The following is a 26,294-nucleotide window of genomic DNA, read 5'->3' as shown; positions in this document are numbered from 1 at the left end:
GTTATAACAAGGTATGAATTTTAAACTGTTGCTTTGCCTTTTTTGTTTCATTCCTTCATCAATGCTTGCGCAATATGCAACATTGCCGGGGCATATTGTGCCCGATGACCAGCATATTCCGACTTCAGCTTCGCCTTGGGTGTTTTGGTATTTGATGCATGCAAGCTTTTCGAAGGCCGGCATCACGGCCGACTTGGAGGCTATGAAAGAAGTCGGAATTGCAGGAGCATACCTGGCACCAATCAAAGGAAAAACAGATCCACCGTTGTTTGAGCCCGTGATTGAAACGCTAACACCCGAGTGGTGGCAATTGATGCAGTATACCTTTGAGGAAGCAGAGCGATTGGGCATTAAAATAGCCTTGTTGCCCAATGATGGTTTCGCGACGGCCGGCGGCCCATGGATCACACCAGAACTTTCCATGCAAAAGGTAGTTTGGACGGATACCCTGGTTATGGGAGGGTTACATAAAAACATGGTGCTCCGGAGGCCCGAAGCTCATGAAGGTTTTTATCAGGATATTCGGGTGTATGCCTATCCCGTAGGCGACAATTATGCAAAAAGCACGCTCAATACCCCTGTTCAGGTTTCTTCAAGTACCGGCAAGGATGTGCAGTATTTGGTGGAACCCAACAATACCAAAACCTTTGGTAGCAATGACCCGCTATGGATACAATACCGGTTTGATAAGCCCTTTGCGTGTAATCGTATAAAAATTGAGGTGAATAGTTCGAATACCCAAGCCAATCGTTTGATAGTCGAAACGAGTGACGATGGTATCCATTATGAACGGATAGGTCGGCTTACACCACCTCGATCAGGATGGTTGGATTGGGATGCGGGGGTAACACATACCATCTTGCCAGTCACGGCAAGGTATTTTCGGTTTGTATATGATCCCGAAGGCACGGAGCCCGGCAGTGAAGACTTAGATGCGGCCAAATGGAAACCGAGCTTGAAATTGACTGGGATCACGTTGTTCGAGACACCTAAACTCCACCAGTTTGAAGGTAAATCGGGTATGGTATGGCGGGTGGGGCCGAGAACTACAGAAGCACAAATACCAGCCACAGCTGGAATTCCGTTGGAAAGCATCATCGACATTACCGATAGGTTGAATGCCGATGGATCCCTGGATTGGAATGTCCCCGCGGGAAATTGGGCGATTATCCGTATGGGACATACTTCCACCGGTCACAAAAATGAAACCGCGGGAGCTGGAAAGGGATTGGAATGTGATAAATTCAATCCTGAGGCGGTGAAATTGCAGTTCAACAGCTGGTTCATGAAAGCCAAGGAAGTGGCTGGCCTGGAGTTGGCAACTAACGTGCTTTCCGTTTTCCACGTGGATTCATGGGAATGCGGAAGCCAGAATTGGTCGCCTGTTTTCCGGTCGGAATTTATCAAGCGTAGGGGATACGATCCCCTGCCATACCTACCAGCCATGGCAGGTGTGCCTGTTGAACGTGCGGATGTTGCTGAAAGTTTCCTTTATGATGTCAGGCAAACCATATCCGAATTGATCGCTGATAATTTCTTTACGGTTTTAGCTGAACTTGCTCATGCCAATAGTGTCATTTTTACATCGGAAGCCACCGCCCCCGTAATGACCGCCGATGGGCTCATCCATTTTAGGGAAGTTGACGTGCCTATGGGGGAATTTTGGTTGAGAAGTCCCTCGCACGACAAACCAAACGACATCTTGGATGCGATTTCCAGCGCACATATCTATGGGAAACCCGTGGTGCAGGCGGAAGCATTTACACAAATCCGGATGGAGTGGGATGAACACCCCGGAAATATTAAAACCTTGCAAGATAGGAACTATGCGTTAGGTATCAACAATTTGGTATACCACGTGTATACGCACAATCCATGGATGGACCGGAAACCTGGGATGACGTTGGATGGCGTGGGATTGTATTTCCAGCGCGATCAAACATGGTGGAAACCGGGTAAGAGTTGGGTAGATTATGCAAAAAGGTGTCACACCTTATTGCAGAAGGGTAAGCCTGTTCGGGATATTGCGGTATTCATCGGAGAGGAATATCCACGGAGAGCGGTATTACCCGATAGATTGGTCAGTACCCTCCCGGGAATATTTGGAGCGGAAAGGGTGGAAAAGGAGGTGCAGCGACTGAAAAATGAGGGGAATTCTATACAGAAAATAGCAGGGGTAACTACGGGTGCAAACATGGCTCAAGCCGAACAGTGGATAAACCCATTGAATGGATATGCTTATGACTCGGTAAATCCAGACGCCTTGATCAATGGCGCGCGCGTGGAGCAAGGTAAGATTGTACTGCCCGGAGGAGTGGCATATTCCGTATTGGTGCTACCCCGTAAACACCAGATGCAGCCACATCCGGAATTGATGACTGCAGAGACGGCCACTAAACTATTGCAACTCATCAAAGAGGGAGCGGTCGTGGTATTAGGGGAGCGTCCGGAAAAGGTTCCCGGACTGGCCAATAACGCACAGCATGATGCCGTGGTACGCGAGGTGGCCAACACATTGTTTGAAGGGAACTTTACAAAAGAAGTTCAGGACGGGAAGGAAGTATGGGTGAGGGAAATCGGTAAAGGAAAGGTAATCAAAGGGCCCTATGAAGCGTCGACATTCGATGTAATTGGACTGGAGCGAGATTTTATCGTTTCCGAGGGCGGATCATATGCCAAAGATATGGCTTGGAACCATCGCATAGATCATGATGAGGAAATCTATTTCATTTCGAATCAACAAGACCAAAAAAGGGAATTGCATTTTTCATTTCGGGTGAAAGACAAAGTGCCAATCATCTATGATGCCGTTACAGGACAAACATGGATGCCCGTAAGATGGGAGAACGAAGAAAGCCGAACGTCATTTGACTGCATGATGCACGAGTCACAATCACTTTTTGTCATCTTCACTACGCAGGAAATTTCATTGCCCCAAAGCAGGGTGGTAGAAACAAAGGAAATCCTTACCCCATGGAAGGTATTGTTTAGTGAACAGTATGGAGGGCCTGCACAACCCGTGATTTTCGAAACCTTGCAAGATTGGAGCACGCATGATGACGAAAGGATAACCTATTACGCTGGAACAGCATGTTATCAGGCAGCGATTAAGGGTAAAAAAGCAAGGAAAAATGAACGGGTCTACCTATCATTAGGGGAAGTGGCAAACGTAGCAGAAGTGATGGTAAATGGCGTCAATTGTGGGGTTGTTTGGACAGCACCTAACCGTGTTGATATTACCCAAGCATGGAAATCTGGCAAAAACAGCATTGAAATAAGGGTGACCAACACATGGGCAAACAGGCTGATTGGGGATCAAAAACTCCCTGCGGATAAGCGCATCACGGAGACCACGGCCCCTTATCGATTGTCTGGGCAGCTTCATAAAGCTGGATTATTTGGACCGGTAGAAATAGTCACCGAACAACAATTCATGGACACCACTAAAAATAAACGATGATGGAAAGATATGTTAAGCGTATAGCATTGGTGGTTTATCTGATTATTGCGTCTCATCTGCTCTTTGCCCAACAAAGAGCATTGGTCAACACCAGCGGGAGTCCTTATGCCAAACTGCATGCTGCGGATATGGGCGCAGTGAAGTGGACCGAAGGCTTTTGGGCAGAGCGGTTTGACATCTGCACCCATAACATGGTGCCGACGTTGTGGAATATTTACACCGATCATGAAATCAGCCATGCTTTCCGCAATTTTGAAATTGCGGCGGGATTATACGAAGGGGTGCATCGTGGACCGTCCTTTCATGATGGAGACTTTTATAAAACCATGGAAGCTGTTTGTGGTGTTTATGCAATTACGCAAGACAAAAAGCTCGAACGATGGTTGGAAGAGGTAATTCCCGTCATTGCACAATCCCAACGTGAAGACGGTTATATCTATACCAAAGCCACCATTGACCAACGCAATACCGGAGCAGGGGTGGCATTTGAAGACCGTTTGAGTTTTGAAGCCTACAACATTGGCCATCTGATGACGGCAGCCTGCATCCATCATCGGGTCACCAGCCAGACAAATCTTTTGGATATTGCCAAAAAAGCTGCGGATTACCTGTACGGATTTTATAAAAAAGCATCACCCACTTTGGCAAGAAATGCCATTTGTCCCTCACATTATATGGGTGTGGTAGAAATGTACAGGACGACGAACAATCCCCGTTACTTGGAATTGGCTACCCACCTGGTGGATATCAGGGGAGAAATTGAGGATGGTACGGACGACAACCAGGATCGGGTTCCCTTTCGTCAACAAAACAAAGCCGTTGGCCATGCTGTCCGTGCCACTTACCTATATGCTGGAGTGGCTGATTTGTTCGCAGAGACCGGAGACACCACGCTGATGAACCGTTTGGAACACATTTGGCATGATTTGATTTCCCATAAAATGTATGTAACGGGCGGCTGCGGGTCATTATACGATGGCGTTTCGCCAGACGGTACATCCTACAACCCAGATACAGTACAAAAAGTCCACCAGGCTTTCGGCCGGGATTACCAGTTGCCGAACTTCACGGCACATAACGAAACGTGTGCCAACATCGGCAATGTATTATGGAACTGGAGGATGCTCCTACTGACAGGGGATGCAAAATATGCCGACGTGATGGAACTAGCGTTGTACAACAGTGTGTTGTCTGGTGTGAGCCTGGATGGGGGAAGCTTTTTATATACCAACCCGTTGAGTTACTCAGACCGGCTTCCCTTCCAACAGCGCTGGTCGAAGAAACGAGTCCCCTATATTTCATTATCTAACTGTTGCCCTCCGAATACCGTGCGGACGGTGGCAGAGGTGGTCAATTATTTATATAGCTTTTCGGATAGCGGGATTTGGTTTAATTTATATGGCGGAAATACACTTGACACGGAAATTCAAGGAGGCGAAATCAAAATCACACAAACAACAGATTATCCATGGGATGGTAAAGTTAATATCCATGTAGAAAAAGCCCCGGCGGAAACCTTTTCGTTTTTCCTTAGGGTTCCGGGATGGTGTGCCTCATCAATGGTATTGGTGAATGGCGAGAAACAAGACATCAAATCAGATGGCGGAAACTATATGGAGATTTCCAGGTTATGGAAAGCAGGAGACCGTGTGGAGTTGATTTTAGATATGCCTGTAACGCTATTGGAATCCAATCCATTGGTGGAGGAGACACGCAACCAGATCGCCGTGAAACGTGGCCCAATGGTCTATTGCTTGGAGGCAGCAGACATTCCGGCAGCTATAGACCTGTTTGATTTGGCTATCTCGGTTACAGCAGACTTTAGACCCGTGAAGGCAAAAATCGGCGAGTCCACGGTTATGCTATTATCGGGAAATGCGGTTTCCATTGGTAAAGGTAAATGGGATGGCTTATACCGGCCGGTAAGCGTTGGCCCACAATCGCAAATCCCAGTGAAGTTAATCCCCTACTATGCTTGGGGCAATCGTGAATTCGGAAACATGTCGGTATGGTTGCCCGTGGTCAGGTAGTAAGAATAGCATTTTTATCCATTTTTTGGATGGCTATTTGCTGGAACGCACATTCTCAGGAGGGTATTTTTGATCGTTACAATGTGGTTTGGGATGCGCCAAGCAAGCATTCAGGGGAATCCATGCCGCTGGGCGGGGGAGATATAGGCCTCAATGTATGGGTAGAAGATGGGGCACTGCTATTTTATATGAGTAGGAGTGGGGCATTTGATGAGAATAATACCTTATTGAAATTAGGAAGAGTACGCGTTGAATTATTCCCAAATCCATTTGACAATGGCAACTTTAAGCAGGAGCTTAAACTAGCGGATGGATATGTAAACATTGAAGCGGAAAGTCAGGGGGTAAAGGTTAACCTAGACCTATGGGTGGACGTGTTCAGTCCAACTATCCATATCGATATTTCAGCTAACCGGCCGTTAAAAGCGACAGCGACCTATGAAAGTTGGCGATTTCGGGACTTGTTTCCCGAAAAGCGGGAGAACAACGCCAATTCATGGAAATGGGCCCCACAGGGAATCATACGTACCGCTAAGGACTCGATTAATTTTGAGAATAATTCCGTGCTGTTTTACCATGAAAATGCAGATAGCACCATATTTGATGTAGCCGTAAGGCAACAGGGGCTCGATCAGGTCAAAAACCAACTTTATAATCCTCTTCAGAAATTGACTTCAGGAGGTGCAATGGTTGGAAAAAATATGCGGCCTGCCGGGGTAGTTTACGGGCGGTATATGGACACCGATTTTAAAGGTTGGAAACTGGAAAGCGTGGCCCCTGCAAGAAAACACCACCTTCAGGTCGGATTGCATGTTGGTCAACATGATCATATTGCCGATTGGAAGGAGGCGCTGCTCACCTCAGTTTCTAAAGCAAGCGCAGCGCGAAGTCTAGCCAAGGCACGAACGATGCGTTGGTGGAATGCCTACTGGCAACGTAGTTACATCATCATCAACCCGGATAAAAACGATGATAATGATTTGGGATTTCAGGTCGGCCGCAATTATCAATTATTCCGCTATATGTTGGGATGCAATGCCTATGGCAAGTACCCTACGAAATTCAATGGCGGATTATTTACCTATGACCCTTTAAGTATCGACAGTTCCTACCGTTTTACCCCCGATTTTAGGAATTGGGGAGGAGGTACCCATACAGCACAAAACCAACGGTTGGTTTATTGGCCGATGTTGAGGAGCGGTGATTTCGATATGCTTAAATCACAGTTCCATTTTTATACCCGGTTATTACGTAATGCCGAGTTGCGAACTGAAACCTATTGGGGACATCAAGGCGCAAGTTTTACCGAGCAACTGGAGAATTTCGGTCTGCCCAATCCAGCTGAATATAGTTGGAAAAGACCTGCTGATTTTGATAAAGGGGTAGAATACAATGCGTGGCTGGAATACCAATGGGATACCGTACTGGAATTTTGCATGATGATGCTGGAAACCCACAGCTATGTGGATGCGGATATTCGTGAATACATCCCATTCATCGAAAGTTGCCTTCGGTTTTTCGATGAACATTATCAATACCGTGCCAGGCAACGGGGAGCTAAGGTTTTTGCTGAATATGGGCATTTGGTGTTCTATCCTGGATCATCGGCCGAAACCTATAAAATGGCCTACAATGCCAGTACTACAGTTGCTGGATTGCGTGTGGTGGTACAGCGCCTGTTGGAATTGCCAGATCAGCTGCTGGAGCCGGAAAAGCGAGCTTATTTCCAAGAGCTGTATAAACGCATACCGCCTTTGAGCTTCCGTACCATTGATGGACGTACGATGTTGTCCCCGGCTAAACTATGGGAGCGGATAAACAATACCGAATCCCCTCAATTGTATCCAGTTTATCCTTGGGGCATATATGGGTTGGGTAGGCCGGGGTTGGACACCGCCATTAACACCTTTAAATATGATCCCGATGTGTTGAAATTCAGGAGCCATATCGGGTGGAAGCAAGACAATATTTTTGCAGCGCGACTGGGACTTACGGAGGAAGCACGTGAATACACGACCTTAAAATTAAAGGATTCTGATCGGAGATTCCCCGCGTTCTGGGGACCAGGTTTCGATTGGGTTCCCGATCATAATTGGGGAGGTTCAGGTATGATTGGGCTACAGGAAATGCTGCTGCAATCGGATGGTGTCAACTTGTTTCTTTTACCTGCCTGGCCGGATGACTGGGATGTAGACTTCAAGCTGCATGCCCCTCATCATACAACTGTGGAAATTTCCTTTAGAAAGGGAAAGATTCAGAAACAACGCATTACCCCTGCAGATAGGGAAAGGAATATTTTTGGTACTGACACCGCCGCTAAATAACTTGATGCAACGGAGATTCATTGTTCGTATGGAACGAAAGATATTAATATATTGCACCGTGAACGCTTTATAAGAATTTAACGTAATTTTAATTGATGAGACAATCCATAAAACTTAACTGCTTTGCTGTATCGTTATTGATCATGGTTACCATACAGCATACCCACTCACAAGAAATGAACGGTAAATATAAAATCCCGACGCGATCTTATCCCGGTGAGGGCGCTTATTTAAAAGGCGAACTCATCTACCCGTTGGATGATAGACCAACGCCCCAATGCCATGCATCAACCCTAGTAGAGATACCGACGGGGATAGTCTGCGCATTTTTTGCCGGCACTCATGAACGCCATCCGGATGTTAGCATCAGGATAGCGAGGCTTATAGACGGAAAATGGACCCAGCCGGAAGAAGCGGTTAATGGTCAAATAAATGATACGTTACGTTATCCTTGTTGGAATCCCGTACTCTTTCTCCCGAAAGACGGGCCACTGATGTTGTTTTATAAGGTCGGCCCCAGTCCGCAAACATGGTGGGGAATGGTCGTAACTTCTGATGATAATGGAGTAACCTGGTCCGCCCCCAGGAAATTAGGGGAGGACTCCAAAATAGGTCATTTACTTGGCCCAATAAAAAATAAACCCATACAGTTAACCGATGGCACAATCATCAATCCAACCAGTATTGAGTATCCAAGGGAAGGTAAAGAGCAGGATTGGCGGGTTTATTTTGAGATTAGTAAAGATAAGGGCCAAACCTGGGAGGTCGTTTCACCAATTAATGACGGCGTGGAGTTTGATGCCATACAGCCAAGTATTTTAACCTATGCTGACGGCCGGATGCAGGTCATTTGCCGTACGAGGCAAAATGTATTATCCCAAAGCTGGTCTGAAGACCAAGGCAGGTCCTGGAGTAAAATGTCTGCCTTAGCGTTGCCCAATCCCAATTCAGGTACCGATGCCGTAACGTTAAAGGATGGTCGCCAATTGCTGGTTTATAATCATAGCACGAAAGAAGGAGAGGAACCAAAGGGCAGAAACATATTAAATCTTGCCTTATCCACTGATGGGATTAACTGGAAACCAGTGATGACCTTGGAAAATGAACCCATAGAAGATGGTTACGCTTATCCAGCTGTTATTCAGTCAACCGACGGATTAGTGCATATAACGTATACGTATAACAGGAGATCCATCAAGTATATCGTGGTCGACCCGACCAAGCTTTGACATTGGCTAACGGTACCTGCGATTGGAAAAAGGGGGATAGCACAACTTGAAGCAGGTTTTAATGGTAAGATTTTCAGATTTATTGGTTGTCAGGGCAATAATATCGACTGCTTGCGTTCAATATATATATACGATAACGCAAAAAGCAGCAAAGTGATGATGACTAAAAAAAGAAATGCCTTGTTCGGAACGTTCGTGCTATTAGTGGCTTTTTTGAGCTTTAATGTAGCTTTCGGGCAAGTGCCTACCCCCAGCCAGCCGCCGCTAAAGGAAGATTTTGAGCAGAAGGAGTTGACGTCCTTTCTCAATGCCAATGCAAAAATCAGTGAAATCCAAATGGAGGCGCAGGGTGAGATGGTGAAAATTATTGAAGCCGAGGGGATTTCCGTTGAGAAGTTCAATCAAATAGCCCAGTCCCAACAGCAACAGTACAGCACCGCTCAAAAAAATGACCCCAAGGATATGGAGTCCTTTCAAAAGGCCGCAGAGAAAATCACGGGGATGCAGCAAACCATTGAAGGAAAAATGATAAAAACCGTTGAAGGAGAAGGGTTGGATGTGAATACGTATCAGCAAATCGCACAAGCCTATCAACAGAGCCCAAAAGTAAAAGGGCAATTGGACAAGATGATGGAAGAACAACTGCAGGAAAAGAAAAAGGAGAATTAATGATCAGCAAATTATAATTAGCCCACGTCAGATATCGCATGGGCTAATTATATAACTTAGAACATTAATACCCCACCCCTGAGCGCCTTGGTTGGCGGATGACGGGCCACTGTCCCGGTTGGCCATCGCGGCCTGGAGAAAGTACACGTTTTTCCCTATTTACGAGTTCAGGTTCTTCACTGGCCTTATAAGCCAGGGTTGCAATGAGGATAACATTGTCCTTCAAATCATCAAAAATCAGCTTATCATAGGTGTCCAGATTAGTATGCCAAGTGATCGTGCCATAACCCCATGATAAGGAGCTCATCATAAATGCCGGTATTCCCGCCGCGACAAAGGAAGCATGGTCAGATCCGCCGCCGCCGGGAGAACCTGGATAATCCGTTTTAATATCCCGCGTAATCTCACGCGGTGCAGCGGCCATCCACTTCCCCATGAAATCATACGCATGCAAGAATCCAGATCCATTGATGTTGGCTACCCTACCAGTGCCATTGTCTTGATTGAATACGGCTTGGGTCTTTTCCACGATTTCAGGATGGTCCAATACGAACGCTCTTGAGCCGTTCAGCCCCTGTTCTTCACTTCCCCAGTGCCCGATCAAAATCGTCCTTTTGGGATTAGGTAGTATTTTTTTCAAAATGCGCGCCACCTCCATCATGGTAATCGTACCCGTGCCGTTATCGGTAGCACCGGAGCCTCCTTCCCAAGAATCGAAATGGGCTGAAAGGATGACATATTCATCAGGCTTCTCTGTCCCTTTGATTTCAGCAATGGTATTGAAGGTGGGTACGGTACCCAGGTCTTTAGAATCGGTCTCGACCTTAATGCGTGGCTTGTGGCCATTTTTTGCAAGTCGATAAAGGATGCCATAGTCTTCCAACGAGATGTCGAGGGAAGGGACGTTCGTCGTACGCGCCCCGAAAATCTTGTTCGATCCAAATTCGCGCGACCAGTAGCTGCTAAGAATCCCTGCTGCACCTGCCTCTTCCAGAATGCGAGGAAGCGAATTGCTCGATATACCAAAAGTACTTATCTTTTCGTTCCAGGCTGCTGTCAATGAATCGCGTTCCTTTTTCATTTTTTCAACCGATTCAGGTTTCCCGAACTCTTCCCAATTGTAATCGGGCCGTCCAGTTGGCTGCAGCATGGATATCATCACGTACTTACCTTTTACATGGGGTAGCCACGCTTGAAAAGCTGAGGAATCTTGTACATCAGGGAGTGTAATGACCTCTCCTTCCACCGCCTTGCCGCCTGTTGTAGGACTCCAAGCTAATTGAGTGCCCGCCAAGGTTTTTACACGGGGGTGTACCATGTCGATGTGAGAGATGCCGCGATCCCAGCCACGCCACTCGCCAAACTCCTCATAACGGGCTTCGATGCCCCATCCTTTGTACTTTTCTACGGCCCAATCATGTGCGTTCTTCATTTGCGGTGTGCCGACCAAGCGAGGACCTACGACATCCAGCAGTTCATGGCCAAGCTGTTTTAATTGCGAGTTATCGTTGGCTTCCTTCACAATTTGCTCCACCATGGGATCCAGTGGGGGATCAGCAAACCGCCCACGCTGCCCAAATGATAAGGTCGTACTGATAATAAAGAGCATGCATAGCCAAGATGAAAGACCTAGCTTTTGCGTTTTAAAATGAAAGTTGATGTATTTCATGATATTTTGATTTTGGTTAAACAGATTTTTTAAAGCTCCAGAAAAAAGTTGAGAATATGGTTAATGTGGCAGAAATTTTACCTTTGGTAATCGAATGAACGATGAATTGCAATAACCGTAACACACCCGATGAAATTTAAGGAAATCCAGCTCACCACTGCGCCGAACGGCCACACGATCCACAACACGCAAGTATTTTCTAAAGACAGCCGATGGATTATTTATGACACACGCAATGATGATACCCAGATAGGCAGTACGGGTAGCATTGAGCTGGTCAATGTGCAGACGGGTGAAGTACGGGTGTTATACTGCACGGAAAACCAAACGGAATTTGGCCCCGGTGTGGGTGCCGCTACATTTTCACCTGTTGAAGACCGGGTATTGTTTATCCATGGTATCCGCAATGCCGATAAATCCAAGCCATATGGCATGACGCGTCGTACGGGTGTAGCTATCGATATTGACCGCCCTCAGCAACCAATTTTAATGGACGCCCGGGATATTACCCCGCCATTTACAGCTGGAGCGCTTCGTGGAGGTACCCACGCGCACTCATGGAGCAGCGATGGGCAATGGATTAGCTTTACGTACAATGATTACGTGATGGAACAACTGGCCAAAACGGATTCAAGCATAAGGGATTTGCGTATGGTGGGTATCATGGTGTCGGGTAAGGTGGCGGTTGTTCATGATAGCCTATTGGAGTGCAACGATGGGGACAGGTTTTCGGTGGTGGTGACTGAAGTAGTGGAAAACCCTACTCCTGGGAGCAATGAAATCGATAAGGCTTTCGATGAATGCTGGATAGGCAATCATGGCTACCTCAAGCATGATGGAAGTATACAGCGACATGCTATTGCTTTTCAGGGAGATGTGCGGGATAAAGCAGGAAACATTGTAACTGAAATCTTTGTCGTAGATTTACCTGAAGATATAAAACAAGCTCAAGACGGCAGACCGTTGGAAGGCACGGAAAATACCCGGCCCAACCCTCCGGCTGGGGTTGTACAACGACGGGTCACCTATTCCAAACATGGTGTAGAAGGACCAAGGCATTGGTTGCGGACAACCCCCGATGGCAACTTGATTCTATATCTCGCAAAAGATGATAACGATATGGTACAGCTTTTTGGTGTTTCTCCCAATGGAGGGCTGCCTCGCCAACTTACGGACAACTCTTTTCCAATACAGGGGCCGTTTAACATCCATCCAGATGAGGATTGGGTTGCTTATCCGGCAGACAACAGCATCTTCATTACAGATTTATCTACCGGTGAAACCCTGCGGATTACCGAACGCTTCGAGGATGACGCGAAGCCCGTGGGAGCACCCAATTGGTCGCCTGACGGTAACCTCGTTGCATACAACCGGTATATGAAAGGAGAAGTGGGGCGTTTTTTGCAACTGTTTCTTTTGGCGCGGATCAATTGAAACATGGGGATACGATGGTTATCCGGCCAAAACTTTACGTTGCATCAACATCGCGATAAATAAAATACTCGTACCTTTGTACCCTATGGAAAGGACAGTAGTTTTGGAGCGATTTGATGTGGATAGGATTAGGAAAGACTTCCCGATTCTCTCCCGAGAGGTGAACGGAAAACCATTGGTTTACCTTGATAATGGGGCGACGACGCAAAAACCACAACAGGTCATCGATGCCGTTGTGGGATACTATAGCTTGCTGAACAGCAACGTGCATCGTGGTGTACACCACTTGAGTCAGTTGGCCACCGATGCCTATGAAGTGACGCGGCGCAAGTTGAAACCCTTCATCAATGCAGCCCATGAACATGAAATCATCTTTACGAAAGGGACTACGGAAAGCATCAATTTGGTGGCAAGTTGTTACGGCAGGGCATTTGTGAATGCTGGGGATGAAATTATCATCTCCGCCATGGAACATCATTCCAATATTGTCCCTTGGCAGATGCTGTGCGAAGATAGGGGAGCGGTATTGAATGTGGTTCCCATCAACAATGCAGGTGAACTGGATATGGAGACCTATTGCTCCTTGCTTAACGAGCGGACCAGAATGGTAGCCATCACCTATGTATCCAATTCATTGGGAACGATTAATCCGGTGAAGGAAATCATCGATTTGGCGCATGCCCACGGTGCCCCAGTATTGTTGGACGCCGCTCAGGCTGTACAGCATGTTCCAGTCGACGTACAGGCGCTGGACGTAGATTTCCTCGCGTTTTCTGGACATAAGATGTATGGACCCACAGGAGTGGGCGTACTTTATGGAAAAGAAAAATGGCTCAACGCGATGCCACCCTTCCAAGGGGGGGGTGAGATGATCAAGGATGTGACATTCGCCAAAACCACCTATAATGAATTGCCGTTTAAGTTTGAAGCGGGGACACCCAATATAGAGGCAGGTATCTGCTTGGCGTATGCCATTGATTATATCAATGCTGTGGGCTTGGACAACATCGCGCAACACGAACAAGCGCTATTGGAATATGCTACGCAGCAATTGCTGCAAATACCGGGACTGCGGATTATCGGTACAGCCGGAGATAAGTCGAGCGTTATTTCGTTTTTGGTCGATGGTACACATCCGTATGATGTGGGCTTGATACTGGACAAACTAGGCGTGGCTGTACGTACGGGACATCACTGTACTCAACCGCTCATGGATTGGTATGGCATTCCAGGCACGGTACGGGCTTCCATTGCCATGTACAACACCAAGGAGGATATTGACATATTGACCGCTGGGGTCCAGAAAGCTGCGGCGATGTTGGGGTAAGTCATATCTCACATCTCACATCTCATATCTCACGTCTCATATCTCACATCTAAAAAAATGACTATAAACGAAATACAGGACGAATTAATTGAAGATTTTTCTTTCTTTGACGATTGGATGGCCAAGTATGAATACATCATCCAGTTAGGGAAAGAACTGCCACTCATTGACGAACAATATAAAAAGGATGAATATTTGATCAAAGGCTGCCAGTCGAAGGTTTGGCTTCACGCTGACCATCAGGAGAGCAAGATCTTATTCACTGCAGATAGTGATGCCATCATCACAAAAGGATTAGTAGGTCTAATGGTCAAGGTGCTGTCTGGTCATTCTCCAGCGGAAATTGCCAATAGTGATTTATATTTCATCGATCAAATCGGCCTTAAAGAGCATCTTTCACCTACCCGTGCCAACGGATTGCTTTCCATGGTGAAGCAGATGAAGATGTACGCGGTGGCATTGCGCGCAGGCACCCCACACGAGTAAATTGGACTACTTGCTTTTTTAAACAATACCCATATCAATGTTTAAACAATATCCATATCAAAACCTTGTCTTGGAAGATATGGAAAGGGAGGAATGGACTGATGTCCCTGGCTTGGACGGGTATTATCTTGTTTCCAGTTTGGGCCGCATTAAAAGGCTCAAGCGGGAAGTGGTTTATCCCGATGGCAAGGTAATAACGCTTCCGGAAAAGATAAACGTTACCACGTTGCATAAGGCGCCGAATGAAGAGCTGGGGGATTTCACTTTGCATCTTAGGGCCAGCATGCAGGTCAGTAATAAGACGTACCGGTTTTCGGTGAGACGGCTGGTTTATTGTTGTTTTGTCAAGGAATTCGCCTTGGACGACTCTTCGGTGCTGATCATCCCCAAAAACGGGAATGGCTTGGACATGCGGCCAGACAACCTAAAAATGATTCCGGCCATTCAGCAAAGAAGCAAGACGTATGAGAGCGGCAGAAGGTCCAACGCGCTGAAAGGGCATTATAAAGAGAAGATAAAAAGCGCTTCGGTAGCTGCGTGCCAAAAAACAGTATCGCAATACGGAAAAGACGGGAAAAAGATCAGTACCTATCCAAGCGTAAGAGAAGCCGAACGGTTAACAGGGATTTCACATGCTTCAATCGGGACCTCGGCACGTGAACTTGTGTTTTCCGCAGGAGGGTTTTACTGGCGGTATGGTAAGGCACGGAAAATTGATATTAAAGGTCTGTTAGCGAAACGGCGACGGGATTATAAATCCTGGGGAACGCGGGTAACCCAATATGATTTAAGGGGTAACAAAGTTGCTGAGTATCCATCGATGCTAAAAGCAGAACAGGAAACGGGAATACGCAATGGTTCCATCAGGATGGTTTTGCTGGGCAGGTATAAAAGCGCCGGCAACTATTTCTGGAAAGAAGGCGTCGGGCCCGCTAAGATTGACCTGTCGAACCATAAAGCCGGAAGAGCCCTACGGGTTAAAAAAGTAAACCAGTATACCCTAAAAGGAAAATATGTCGGTTCCTTTGATAGTATCAGGGAAGCAGCCCGTGCCATACAGGCATCGGAAACGGCTATATCGGCCGCATGTAAGGGAATACTGTCTAGGTGTAAGGGGTATAAATGGCGTTTTTTAGGCGAAATATCCGGTTGAGGACCGGTTGCCAGACGTGAACTTCCGGTGGGGCAAGGGTGGTTCCCGACATAAATCGCAACAGGCAAAAAAAGTGAAAAACCATTTGGATTTCCGGATTTGCATCCGTAATATTATGGCGAAATAAAACATCAGCCTAAACGTGTGTAAGATTCCATCAGGGTGTATTATTGGCTAATGTGTGCGGGGGTGAATGGCCCCAAGGACATATTTAATCATTAAACCGATTTACGTGAACCAACAGATCAACTTGAGGAATTAACATATACCGATTAATATTTATGAAACCTATACTCACCTTTATAGCCCTGCTATGCGCATGTGCCTTACACCTATCCGCCCAGAATTTATTTCCAACCACCAAAAACACCTATGTAACGATAGACGGTGGCGGAATCAAACTAATCAGCCCGGTCACGGCGGGAACATGGGCAAGGGGGATAGGTTTATATACCAACCAGCAACCCAGCACACGGGCCATGGAAATGGGTATGTTTGGATCCGCTGAAGAAGTCCAGCGTTTTTACTTGGCCTATGGGCAGAGCCCGTGGTCTTCAAAACTTGGTCTTTACATACTGCCGAATGGCAATACCGGCATCGGTACCATTGACCCGCAAGCGAAGCTGGCTGTTGATGGCAACATCCTGGCCAAGGAAGTAAAGGTGAAGACTGATATCTCCGTGCCGGACTACGTATTCGAACCGGACTACGAGCTACCAACGCTACAGTATATCGAGGCCTATGTGAAGGAACATAAACACCTACCGGAAATCCCATCGGCTGAGGATATCCGGCGTGACGGCCTCGATCTTGCCGGGATGAACCTGCTGCTCTTGAAAAAAATTGAGGAATTGACCATGCATATTATCGAATTGGAGAAAAAAGTTAATACCCTTACGGGATCAAAATAAGTTTTCAAAACGGGTTAATTAGCCTTAACATAGTGCTTTTACGACCCGTTTACGACTTATCGAAATCTGAGAGGAATTGAAGTCACTTTAAATATACGCAATAAGCAAGAAACCGAATCGTATGGAAATTACCAGAAAAATCCGTTGTTTGATGAAAGGAGCCGAAAGCTTTTCCAGTGTGTTCTTTTTATTTTTAATACCGCTTTGTACATTAAGCCAGGAGGTTCCAAATGTGGTGCCGCCTTCACCTATAACGGCCGAACTTAATAAGTACATCAATTTCCCGGTGGATCATAGTACCGGTTTACCCGAGATTTCGATTCCACTTTACGTTATCAGAGCCAAAGGACTGGAAATTCCGATAGCACTGAATTACCATGCTTCTGGAATAAGGGCAGGGCAAGACGATGGGAACGTGGGGGTGGGATGGAGCTTGAGTTGTAGTTACCGCGTTTCCAGAACAATCTATGGATGGGCTGATTCTAAGGAAACGGCAATGCCGTCCAATTTCGAAACGTTGCTCCAGGGATATAATGATGCGATAGATCAATACGAAGGTTACCTCCATGTACCATCACAGCAGATTACGCCGGAGATCCGTACCGCCCTTCAGAAATACCTGGACAGGGACAGGTTTTTATCCAGGTTCGTAAGTCAGCATAATTTCAATATGAACATGCCGCCGGCTAGCGGAAATAATTTGGATGGGGAATATGACCATTTTAATTACAGTATCCCAGGACAATGTGGAAGCTTCATCATCAGTGATCGTATAAATAAGACTGTTAGCGAATTTGATCCGACAAACAATAAATTTTCCTTCTTGGATAGCGTGGCTTCAAATAATTGGACCAGGGGAATCATCGGCTTCAGCATCAAGGACGATAACCAAAATACTTACAGTTTCGGGGAGCAGGTAGACAAGTCCGGGTTTGACGTTTTGGAAACGAATAATGGTTACTATCAGGGTGCTGCTGCAACCGCATGGGCATTGACGGACATAGATACAAAGTATGGTGAAAAAATTAAATTTGAATATACGAATAGGTCCGTATCCAGTAAGTATCAAATGCATACCACGATCAATGTGACCAATTGTGCTGCTTCCGAGCCCTGGCAATACAGCTACGATGATGAACGGCAAAGCAGCCAATTCTCCATATTCTCGTTGTCGGAGATTACCACGCCCCACGAACGGATAGCGTTCGTCGAACAGTCGAATTCCTTAACCGGCACAAAACTTCGTCAGATCAATATCTACGATGTTTCCGATAATAGTTTAATTAAACGGATCCAATTGTATTTCGGCAGTTACTATGGAACCACGGCCAGTTATGTCTTTTTGGATTCGATAGCGGTTTTTGGGGGGGATTTGGTCAGCGTTGAGAAATACAATTTAGACTACTTCGAAAGGAATCTATCTTCCAACGTTATTTTGGTGCCGGACCACTGGGGCTATAACAAGGTTGAAACGAGTCTCTCCCGCCTAATACACAATGAGTTCAAGACAGACCCGATGGATCCGCCGGGAGAGACTTGCGATGGAATTTTAAACACCACTCTGTATAACCAATACCCCCATGTGTTTACGGAAAGGAAAGAAAACCCACACCCCGAGATATTTTCACTGAAAAGCATTGCTTATCAGACAGGAGGAAAATCTGTTTATGAATATGAACCGAACAGGATATCGTCCGGTATTAACCAATCCAAGCAGTGGGGAGGGATCCGAATAAAATCCATTACCAAGTTCGACGACGGGATCGAGCAGTTAAAACGGATTTACAAGTACGGCCAGAATGAGTCGGGCAATGGCTATGCGCCATTTTACTTTGAAGCTATAGACTTCAGGAAGGAACACACCGTATTTGCGGATGGTTATCCAACCTATGCAAAGCGTGCTGTAACTTATTCCTCCAATCTCCAGGGAGACCCTCCAGATCCGGGTAGCAGCACCTACTACACCTACGCAACGGAATATATTTCTTCGCCCAGCGGAGCAAACAGTGGAAAGACCGTGTACAAATACACTTCAATATATCAACCATCCACGAGATACCCGTATGCTGTTGAAATAATCAATGATGATGGCAACCTCATGCAGTATTACGGGGTCGCGCCAAAGTACGTTTCAAATTATGCCTATTGGAAGAAGCCCGTGCTTTCAGAAAAACAATATTATTCGAGTGGAGGCACACTGTTAAAAAAAGAGGTCTATAAGTATTTCAACAAGTATTACCCAACCTTTAAAGGATTGAAAGTACGGCCATTCGCCAGATCCGAGGGGGCAATCGATCAGTATACCCCTGCCTATTATTTTTACATTTCATCATTTTACAATTTTGGCGAATATCAGATAGAGACCGCTAAGATAATGCTAGAGGAAAAAAAGGAAGTGATCTACTCCGGGAGTGATTCAATATCTAGGGTTATCTCCTATTATTACAATTCCAGGAACCAAATGATCAGGGGGGTCGAAGAAGATAGCAGACACAATATTATAGACAGACTCACGGTATATCCGGCAGATAGGAACTATTCGGGGTCGGTATTTGCAAGGATGGTCCAAACCAATAATCTCAGTGAGGTTTTGGAGGAAGAGGTATCTGTAAATGATGTTCTTATAAGTTGGACCACGAATGAATACGACGAACTTCCGGGTGAGATTTTCGTACGAAACAAGATCAAGGCATTCAATACAACCAGTCAAACGCGGGAAGATGCGATAATCTATCATCAGTTTGATGATAAGGGGAATGTGTTGAGCTTAGCAAAGGCAAGTGGGCCATCCACCAGTTACTTGTGGTCATATAAAGGCCGGTATCCCGTTGCGGCGGTTACCAATGCGATGCAAACTGATATGGCATACGCCGGTTTCGAGTCCGACGGCAAAGGCAACTGGACATATGGCGGGGCCACGTCTGCGGATGGCACCGCCCCTACAGGGAAAAGGGTATACAGCCTTAGCGGGGGCAGCTTGAGCAAAGGCGGGCTGACCGCTTCGCGGGCATACCTGCTGGCCTACTGGGCGAAGAGCGCCTCCGCGGCGGGCATCAGCGGTGGCACAGCCACGGTTATGCGCACACACAATGGCTGGACACAATACCAGCGTGTGGTTTCCGGGGTCACCTCGGTGACGCTCAGCGGCAGCGTCGCGGTGGACGACGTACGGCTCCACCCCATCGAAGCCTCGATGGACAGCTATACATACGACCCGCTGGTGGGGATGACCAGCCATACGGATGCCTCCGGAGCCGTGTTCCATTACGAATACGACGACGCCGGCCGCCTGAAAGGAATAAAAGACCATTCCGGCAACGTGGTCGAGGAGTATAAGTACAATTACAGGACACCCTAAATGTATACGGACATGGAAACGTGGAGAGACGGTGCCGCGATGGGGCATCGGGAAAATTTTGCAGAAATCCATCAGGAAGTCTTACCTTTATTAACTGAATGATATGCAACGGAATCACTATGTAGCATTATTACTGCTTGTCCTACCGGGTTCGGTTTTCGCACAGGACATCACGCTGACCAGCTACAGTGGCCAAAGTGAAATCTCGGCCACCGGCAGCATCACACTGAAACCGGGCTTCCATGTGGCCACGGGGCAAAACGTCTGGATCCACATCACCGGTGTCCCCGCCCCACAGCCTTTGGGTACCGTACCCAGTGGTAACCAGAACTATATCCTGGCCACGGCCTACCGGAAACCATACGGTACGCCACCGGGCAACCCCACCACGGACGATGCCATACAGGCCATTATGTACTTCGATGGGCTCGGTCGTCCCTCACAGGCCATACAGGTGAAGGGTTCCCCTTCCTTCAAGGACGTGGTTACCCCCGTTGAATACGATGCCTTCGGAAGGGAGGCAAAAAAGTATTTACCCTACACGGTCAGCGGTACGCCGGGAGCGTTCAGGACCAACGCGGTTACAACCCAGGGAAGTTTCTACAATACCCCACCCACGGGCGTGCAGGGCAGCCCCTATCCCCATTCCGTGACGGTGTTCGAACCATCCCCGCTGAACCGGATTACCGAGCAAGGGGCGCCGGGTGCCGACTGGCAGCCGCAGCATACAGGCATTTCCGGTTCAGGCCATACCATCAGGACGGAATACGCCACGAACAACACCACGGCATTCAGCGATGTGGCGAACACCCGCAGGGTGGCTTTGTACGGGGTAAGCCTGGCAACCGACGGTACACCCACGCTTACCCTGGACGGTGCCTATGCGGCGAACCAACTGTACGTGGCGGTCACCAAGGACGAAAACTGGAAGCCGGCCGACGGCCGGGCGGGCACCACGGAGGAATACGTGGACAAACAGGGCCGGTTGGTGCTCAAGCGCAGCTTCAATAAGAAACCGGACAACGGCGTGGAGATGCTTTCCACCTATTTCGTGTACGACGGTTTCGGCAACCTGGCGTACGTGCTGCCGCCCGGAAGGGACGGTGAATTCAATCCCGACGCGGCTTCCCTCCCGGGTTCCGTGCTGCTGGACAACTTCTGTTACCAATACCGTTTCGACGGGCGGAAAAGGATGGTGGAGAAAAAGCTGCCGGGCAAGGGTGTGGAATACACGGTGTACAACAAACTGGACCAGGTGGTGTTGACCCAGGACGCCATCCAGCGGGCCAAAAGCCCGAAGGAATGGACCTTCACGAAATACGATGCACACGGGCGGGTGGTGATGACCGGGCGCTACACGACCACGGCAGGCACGCGTGCGGCGGTGCAGACAGCGGTAAACGGCCATGCAACCGGCTGGGAAACACCGCATGCCACCAATGCCAGTGGATATGCCAACACCTCCTTTCCCAGCGGCAACGGAGCCGAAGTGTATACCTATACCTATTACGATAATTATGGCCTGCCTACCGATTGCCCTTCAGCCTGGCGGACACCGGGGAGCGGGCATTCCAAGATGGTACACGGCCTCCGCACAGCCACCAAGACCAAGGTGCTCGGAACCGATACCTACCTGTGGTCGGTGGACTATTACGACAATTGGGGACGGGTGATCCAAAGCAACGGCCAGCACCACCACGGTGGCACGGACGTGGTGGTCACCGCCTATAATTTCACGGGACAGCCAACCTCCACCACGCGCACCCATACCAAGGGTTCGGCAACCACCACGGTAAAGGAACGCCATGAATACGACCATGCCGGCAGGTTGCTCAATACCTACCACCGGATCAACAGCCAGCCGGAGGTGTTATTGGCGTCCAATACATACAACGAAACGGGAGTGCTGATCACCAAAAAGTTGCATTCGGAGGACAACGGGGGCAGTTACCTCCAGAAGCTGGACTACCGTTATAACATCAGGGGCTGGCTCACGCAGATCAACGGGCGTACCCTCAATGCCACGGAGAACGACCTGTTCGGCCTGGAGCTGAAATACGGTGACAGCGAGCGGCTGCTGCAGCTGTATCCGGGGCAGTACAACGGAAATATCAGTGAGGTGATCTGGAACACCGGCCGGGCGGACAAGCCCCGTGCATACGCCTTCAATTACGACCGGTTGAACCGGCTGCTTGCCGCGGCATACCGGGCATACAACGGCAACTGGACAAGCGATGCGGAAAACACGCGATACAGTGTCGCGAATATTGCCTACGACAAACTGGGCAATATCCGGCAGCTTCGACGCTATGGGGTGACAGGGGCAAGCACCTTCGGCATCATGGATGACCTGGAATACTTTTATACCGGCAACCAGTTGAGCCGGGTGAACGAGAAATCCACGGGGAGCAGAAGCCATGGTTTCAGGGAACCCACGCCTATAGGCAACACCGAATACACCTTTGATGCCAACGGCAATATGGAGACCGATGTGAACAAGGGAGTCACGGCGGTGGCCTACAATTACCTGAACCTGCCGCAGCAGGTTGCCATCGGGGGTAGCACCATCGGCTACCAGTATGCGGCAGATGGCACGAAGCTGAAGAAGACCGTGGGCAGCGCGGTCACCCGCTATATAGGCGGCATCCACTACAGCGGTGACAACATCAGCTTCATCCAAACTGCGCAGGGCCGCATCCTGCGTTCTGCAAGCAATGGGCAGTATACCTATGAGTACCACTTGAAGGACCATCTGGGCAACGTAAGGGTGGCATTCGACAGGAACCCTTCCACGGGCAAGGCACGCCTCATACAGGAAGACAGTTATTACCCTTTCGGGGCGGTGTTCAACTCCTATGCGTCGGGTGCGGAAAACAAATACCTATACAACGGCAAGGAATTACAGGATGAAGGGGGATTGGATTGGTATGATTATGGCTTTAGGCATTACGATCCGGTGATTGGGAAATTTGTATCAATAGACCCAATTGCCGAAAAATTCTCACATGTGTCTCCATATAATTATGCGGAGAACAATCCTTCAAGCGGAATCGATCTATGGGGCCTTCAATTCGTTCCATTCCAATACCTGCAAAATGATGAGGGGGCTAGGAAAGCTAGCTATCGGGCCAACGCAAGGTTTGCAGCAGGCGCACTAGCAACTGTAGGGGCGGCTGTTGGAGGATATTATGCATTGCCATATTTAGCAAAAGGAGCTATTTGGGCAAGCGCGAATCCTTTGGCTACCACTTATGTCGCTGGCACCGTGGCCAATGCTTTGGATCCGAATCCGGCGGCTGATTATACTCCCGGGTTACCGGGGGACGAAGCGCTTGGAAACGCAGTTGGCCAAGGCATCAGAAAACTGGGTGGCACCCAAATTGGGCAATGGGTAGAAGAAAGCGTTGCGGGTTGGTCAAGTGCGGCGAAGAGTTACCAGGAGTACATTACGGGGGTAGGAACCGGAAAAGCATTCAAAGTTGGTGATGTGAAATTTGATGGATTTGTGGATGGTGCGTTGGTAGATGCTAAATCCGGCATGCAGAGTTTTGTTGGTAAAGACGGTAAATTTCAAAATTGGTTCAAGGGAACAGAAGGTTTAGTAAATCAAGCAAATAATCAATTGAAAGCTGCTGATGGCACCAAAATTCAGTGGCATTTTGAAGATAAAAAAGTGATGGATGCGACAAGGGATTTATTTGAAAGAAATAAAATAGAGGGAATCGAGTTAATCTATACACCAAGGCAATAGTGAATTATGACGGAAAAATTCGAATCAATAAGTGTATTTTGGAAGTTGGAAAAAAAAGAGGTAGAGGGACTATCCAAATCTGTATGTGATTTTTTATTACTTCTGAAATCGCATAACGGTGCTTTGTTTGGGAAATGGTATAAGAAAGGTAGGAGTGTGAAAGAGGCGCTGAAACATGAAATACCCTTAGAAGAAAGTTTTTTCCATAAAGAGATAGTTAGGAAGTGGAACAGATTATTTGACGATTTAGGTGCAAGGATTTCCTATTGGACAGGCTATGTTGAGGAAGATAAATCTGGAGATATAAGCTTTAATGTTGGAGCGTATGGAGATAAATCCTATAATAGGAACAGTTGCGTTATAAACCTGCCAACTGATTATGATTTTTATAGGAATGAACAGAATAGAAATTCCCTGATTAAATTAATGATTGACCATTGGAAGCCGGATGAACTTTTAATTAATGGTAAAACTATTGAAAATCTGAATACATACTGACACAGAAGATAGGCAAGAGAAACTTTACAAATAGCGAACAAATCAAACGGTCAGTAAAAATGGAGAATGTGTTTTATATTGGCGCCTATTGGCGAAATAGAAAGGAAGATATCGATCGTGTAACGGAAAAGGTAATCTTGTTCATTGATCAACTTCGTGGTTTTGTCGCGAGTTGGTATTTGCCCGGAAAAAGTCGAGCGGATTCATTGGAAAAAAAGTTGTTTGTCGATTTTGATATCGTAAAAGGACATTTGTTGAAAAGCATAAAATCAAGGGATTTAGATAATTTAGGCTATGCTAAATTTGGCTATTCTTTTTCCGCCTGGTCAGGTGAGGACGATGAAAAGTCGTACAGCTTTTCCATTAGGGCAGGCGCTGAATCAAAAAGTGTAGTAAACCATTGCGTTTTACATTTGCCGTATGATAAGAAGGTGTTGAAAGACGTTCTGCAGATCGACGAGATTAAGAAAATGATGCGAAGTTTTATTACAATTTGGGATCCTGATGAAGCGCTTTTGCAATCGAACGATCTTAGGGACAGCATGGGCACCGGGATTCGTATCGGTTGGGTCAATTATTATCAACCGGGAATGCACTTGAAGTTATCATCTTGTTTTGTTGCGGATTCCATTGAGAATTTTGGAAAGCTCGTGTATTTGGAAAATTTCGTTGACTATCCGGTAGATGAGGCGACACGTATACTGTATAGCTTAAAGGGAAAATAACCCTAGCCTTGCTTAGGGTTTGCGGTGGTAGACGCCAAATCTGGCATGCAGAACTTTGTTGGTAAGGATGGAGAATTTCACGAATGGTTCGGTGGGAAAGATGGACTATTAAATCAAGCCGGCAGACAATTGGAAACAGTAAATGGTGCTAAAATCCAATGGCATTTTGAAGATAAAAAAGTGATGGAAGCGACCCGTGAATTATTTGAAAGAAACAAGATAGAAGGCATAGAGTTAATACATACACCAAGGCAATAATGAATTTATGGAAGAAAAACTTGAATCAATAAGCGTATTTTGGAGATCGGACAAAAAAGAAGTAGAGAAGTGGGCTGAAGCCGTGTGTAATTTTTTATTTCTATTGAAAGAGCACAATAGTACGTTGTTCGGGAAATGGTATAAAAAAGGCAGAAGTAAGAAAGAGGCAATGAAATTTGAAATACCCCTTGACAAAAGTTTTTTCCATAGTGAAATTGTCAAAAAAGGGGATAAATTGTTTGATAATTTAGTGCAAGGATTTCGTATTGGACAGGATATATAGAAGACGGCAAGGCAGCAGAGATAAGTTTTAACGTGGGGGTATATGGGAATAAACCTCATAATCGAAATAGCTGTGTTTTAGGTTTGCCGGCTGATTTTAATTTTTATAGAGATGGACAGAATAGAAATTCTCTGATTAAATTAATGATTGACTATTGGAAGCCAGATGAACTTTTAATTAATGGCAAAACTATTGAAAATCTGAATACGATATAATATAGAGATAGCTGAGAGCGACATTACAAACAATGGAATTGCGACAAAACCACACCCTCGAGAGTGTAACCTAAACTGTGTCACTGGATAACCGGATAAAAATAATAAATTCGAATATCCAAGTGACATGTTAATGAAAAAGAACACCCCATTTGACTTCGAGCGCTTCAAGCAGGAAGCGATGGAAGGTTTGTACGCTGGCAAGAAGGCCGGCGGCACGGACGGCGTATTAGCGCCTATGCTCAAACACCTATTGGAATCCATGCTGGACGGCGAACTGGAGAACCACCTTGAGGAAGAGAAAGCCTCGGGTGAGTCCAACCGGCGCAACGGCAAGAGCAAGAAAACGGTCAGGAGCATGGGCGGCGGCAGCTTCGAGCTGGAGACGGGCCGTGACCGGGAAGGCTCCTTTGAGCCTAAGATCGTGCCCAAGCGGCAACTGATCATCACCGAGGAACTGGAGGGTAACGTATTGAGCATGTATGCCCGTGGCATGGGTACACGTGCCATCAGC

At 47.1% G+C, this 26,294-nt stretch carries 18 protein-coding genes; 17 read left to right on the top strand and 1 reads right to left on the bottom strand.

The window, feature by feature from the left end:
* Positions 1-13 precede the first annotated feature (13 nt).
* The 5 genes from NF543_RS13060 (at position 14) to NF543_RS13040 (ending at position 9,712) form a co-directional block, all read left to right on the top strand.
* A complete protein-coding gene (locus tag NF543_RS13060) occupies positions 14-3,460 on the top strand; it encodes a glycosyl hydrolase (RefSeq protein ID WP_257668583.1) in 3,447 nt (1,148 codons plus the stop codon).
* Complete coding sequence (locus tag NF543_RS13055) at positions 3,460-5,490, top strand: aceric acid hydrolase (protein WP_257668582.1); 2,031 nt, start codon at positions 3,460-3,462, stop codon at positions 5,488-5,490. Before NF543_RS13060 ends, NF543_RS13055 begins: the two co-directional genes overlap by 1 nt.
* Before the next feature lie 29 nt (positions 5,491-5,519).
* Positions 5,520-7,814: a DUF5703 domain-containing protein gene (locus NF543_RS13050; protein ID WP_257668581.1), complete on the top strand. Its 2,295-nt coding sequence runs from the start codon at positions 5,520-5,522 to the stop codon at positions 7,812-7,814.
* Positions 7,815-7,909: 95 nt separating this feature from the next.
* Positions 7,910-9,043, top strand: a complete 1,134-nt coding sequence (locus tag NF543_RS13045) for a sialidase family protein (RefSeq protein ID WP_257668580.1) — start codon at positions 7,910-7,912, stop codon at positions 9,041-9,043.
* Between the two features lie 156 nt (positions 9,044-9,199).
* Entirely contained in the window at positions 9,200-9,712 is a 513-nt protein-coding gene (locus tag NF543_RS13040; protein WP_257668579.1) for a DUF4168 domain-containing protein, read from the top strand.
* 64 nt (positions 9,713-9,776) lie between these two features.
* Here the strand turns inward: NF543_RS13040 and NF543_RS13035 are convergent, their stop codons facing one another.
* On the bottom strand, positions 9,777-11,381 hold the full coding sequence (locus tag NF543_RS13035; RefSeq protein WP_257668578.1) for a M20/M25/M40 family metallo-hydrolase: 1,605 nt from the start codon (positions 11,379-11,381) through the stop codon (positions 9,777-9,779).
* 129 nt (positions 11,382-11,510) lie between these two features.
* Between NF543_RS13035 and NF543_RS13030 the strand changes: the two genes are divergently transcribed.
* From NF543_RS13030 to NF543_RS12975, 12 genes are all read left to right on the top strand, one after another.
* Positions 11,511-12,815 carry a DUF3748 domain-containing protein gene (locus NF543_RS13030; protein WP_257668577.1) on the top strand — a complete coding sequence of 435 codons (1,305 nt, stop codon included), beginning with the start codon at positions 11,511-11,513 and terminating at the stop codon, positions 12,813-12,815.
* A gap of 85 nt (positions 12,816-12,900) precedes the next feature.
* Positions 12,901-14,142: an aminotransferase class V-fold PLP-dependent enzyme gene (locus NF543_RS13025; RefSeq protein ID WP_257668576.1), complete on the top strand. Its 1,242-nt coding sequence runs from the start codon at positions 12,901-12,903 to the stop codon at positions 14,140-14,142.
* A gap of 57 nt (positions 14,143-14,199) precedes the next feature.
* Entirely contained in the window at positions 14,200-14,628 is a 429-nt protein-coding gene (locus tag NF543_RS13020; RefSeq protein WP_257668575.1) for a SufE family protein, read from the top strand.
* A gap of 37 nt (positions 14,629-14,665) precedes the next feature.
* Positions 14,666-15,781: an NUMOD1 domain-containing DNA-binding protein gene (locus NF543_RS13015; RefSeq protein ID WP_257668574.1), complete on the top strand. Its 1,116-nt coding sequence runs from the start codon at positions 14,666-14,668 to the stop codon at positions 15,779-15,781.
* Between the two features lie 281 nt (positions 15,782-16,062).
* Positions 16,063-16,692: a hypothetical protein gene (locus NF543_RS13010; protein ID WP_257668573.1), complete on the top strand. Its 630-nt coding sequence runs from the start codon at positions 16,063-16,065 to the stop codon at positions 16,690-16,692.
* Positions 16,693-16,813: 121 nt separating this feature from the next.
* Positions 16,814-20,050 (top strand): RHS repeat domain-containing protein, encoded by a 3,237-nt coding sequence (locus NF543_RS13005; protein ID WP_257668572.1) that lies wholly within the window; start codon positions 16,814-16,816, stop codon positions 20,048-20,050.
* A 103-nt stretch (positions 20,051-20,153) separates the two neighbouring features.
* Positions 20,154-23,801: a DUF6443 domain-containing protein gene (locus NF543_RS13000; protein WP_257668571.1), complete on the top strand. Its 3,648-nt coding sequence runs from the start codon at positions 20,154-20,156 to the stop codon at positions 23,799-23,801.
* A gap of 6 nt (positions 23,802-23,807) precedes the next feature.
* Positions 23,808-24,299 (top strand): Imm52 family immunity protein, encoded by a 492-nt coding sequence (locus NF543_RS12995; RefSeq protein ID WP_257668570.1) that lies wholly within the window; start codon positions 23,808-23,810, stop codon positions 24,297-24,299.
* A 137-nt stretch (positions 24,300-24,436) separates the two neighbouring features.
* Positions 24,437-25,024: an Imm52 family immunity protein gene (locus tag NF543_RS12990; RefSeq protein WP_257668569.1), complete on the top strand. Its 588-nt coding sequence runs from the start codon at positions 24,437-24,439 to the stop codon at positions 25,022-25,024.
* Between the two features lie 45 nt (positions 25,025-25,069).
* Positions 25,070-25,282 (top strand): hypothetical protein, encoded by a 213-nt coding sequence (locus NF543_RS12985; RefSeq protein ID WP_257668568.1) that lies wholly within the window; start codon positions 25,070-25,072, stop codon positions 25,280-25,282.
* Positions 25,283-25,289: 7 nt separating this feature from the next.
* Positions 25,290-25,565 carry a hypothetical protein gene (locus tag NF543_RS12980; protein WP_257668567.1) on the top strand — a complete coding sequence of 92 codons (276 nt, stop codon included), beginning with the start codon at positions 25,290-25,292 and terminating at the stop codon, positions 25,563-25,565.
* Between the two features lie 396 nt (positions 25,566-25,961).
* The coding region (locus NF543_RS12975) for a transposase (RefSeq protein ID WP_257668756.1) at positions 25,962-26,294 on the top strand (333 nt) is incomplete at its 3' end.

This window comes from Parapedobacter tibetensis (genome assembly GCF_024704835.1).
In the GTDB taxonomy this organism is placed as follows: Bacteria; Bacteroidota; Bacteroidia; order Sphingobacteriales; family Sphingobacteriaceae; genus Parapedobacter; species Parapedobacter tibetensis.
Note: the sequence above shows the minus strand (reverse complement) of the source record. Positions and strands in the feature narration are given on the sequence as shown.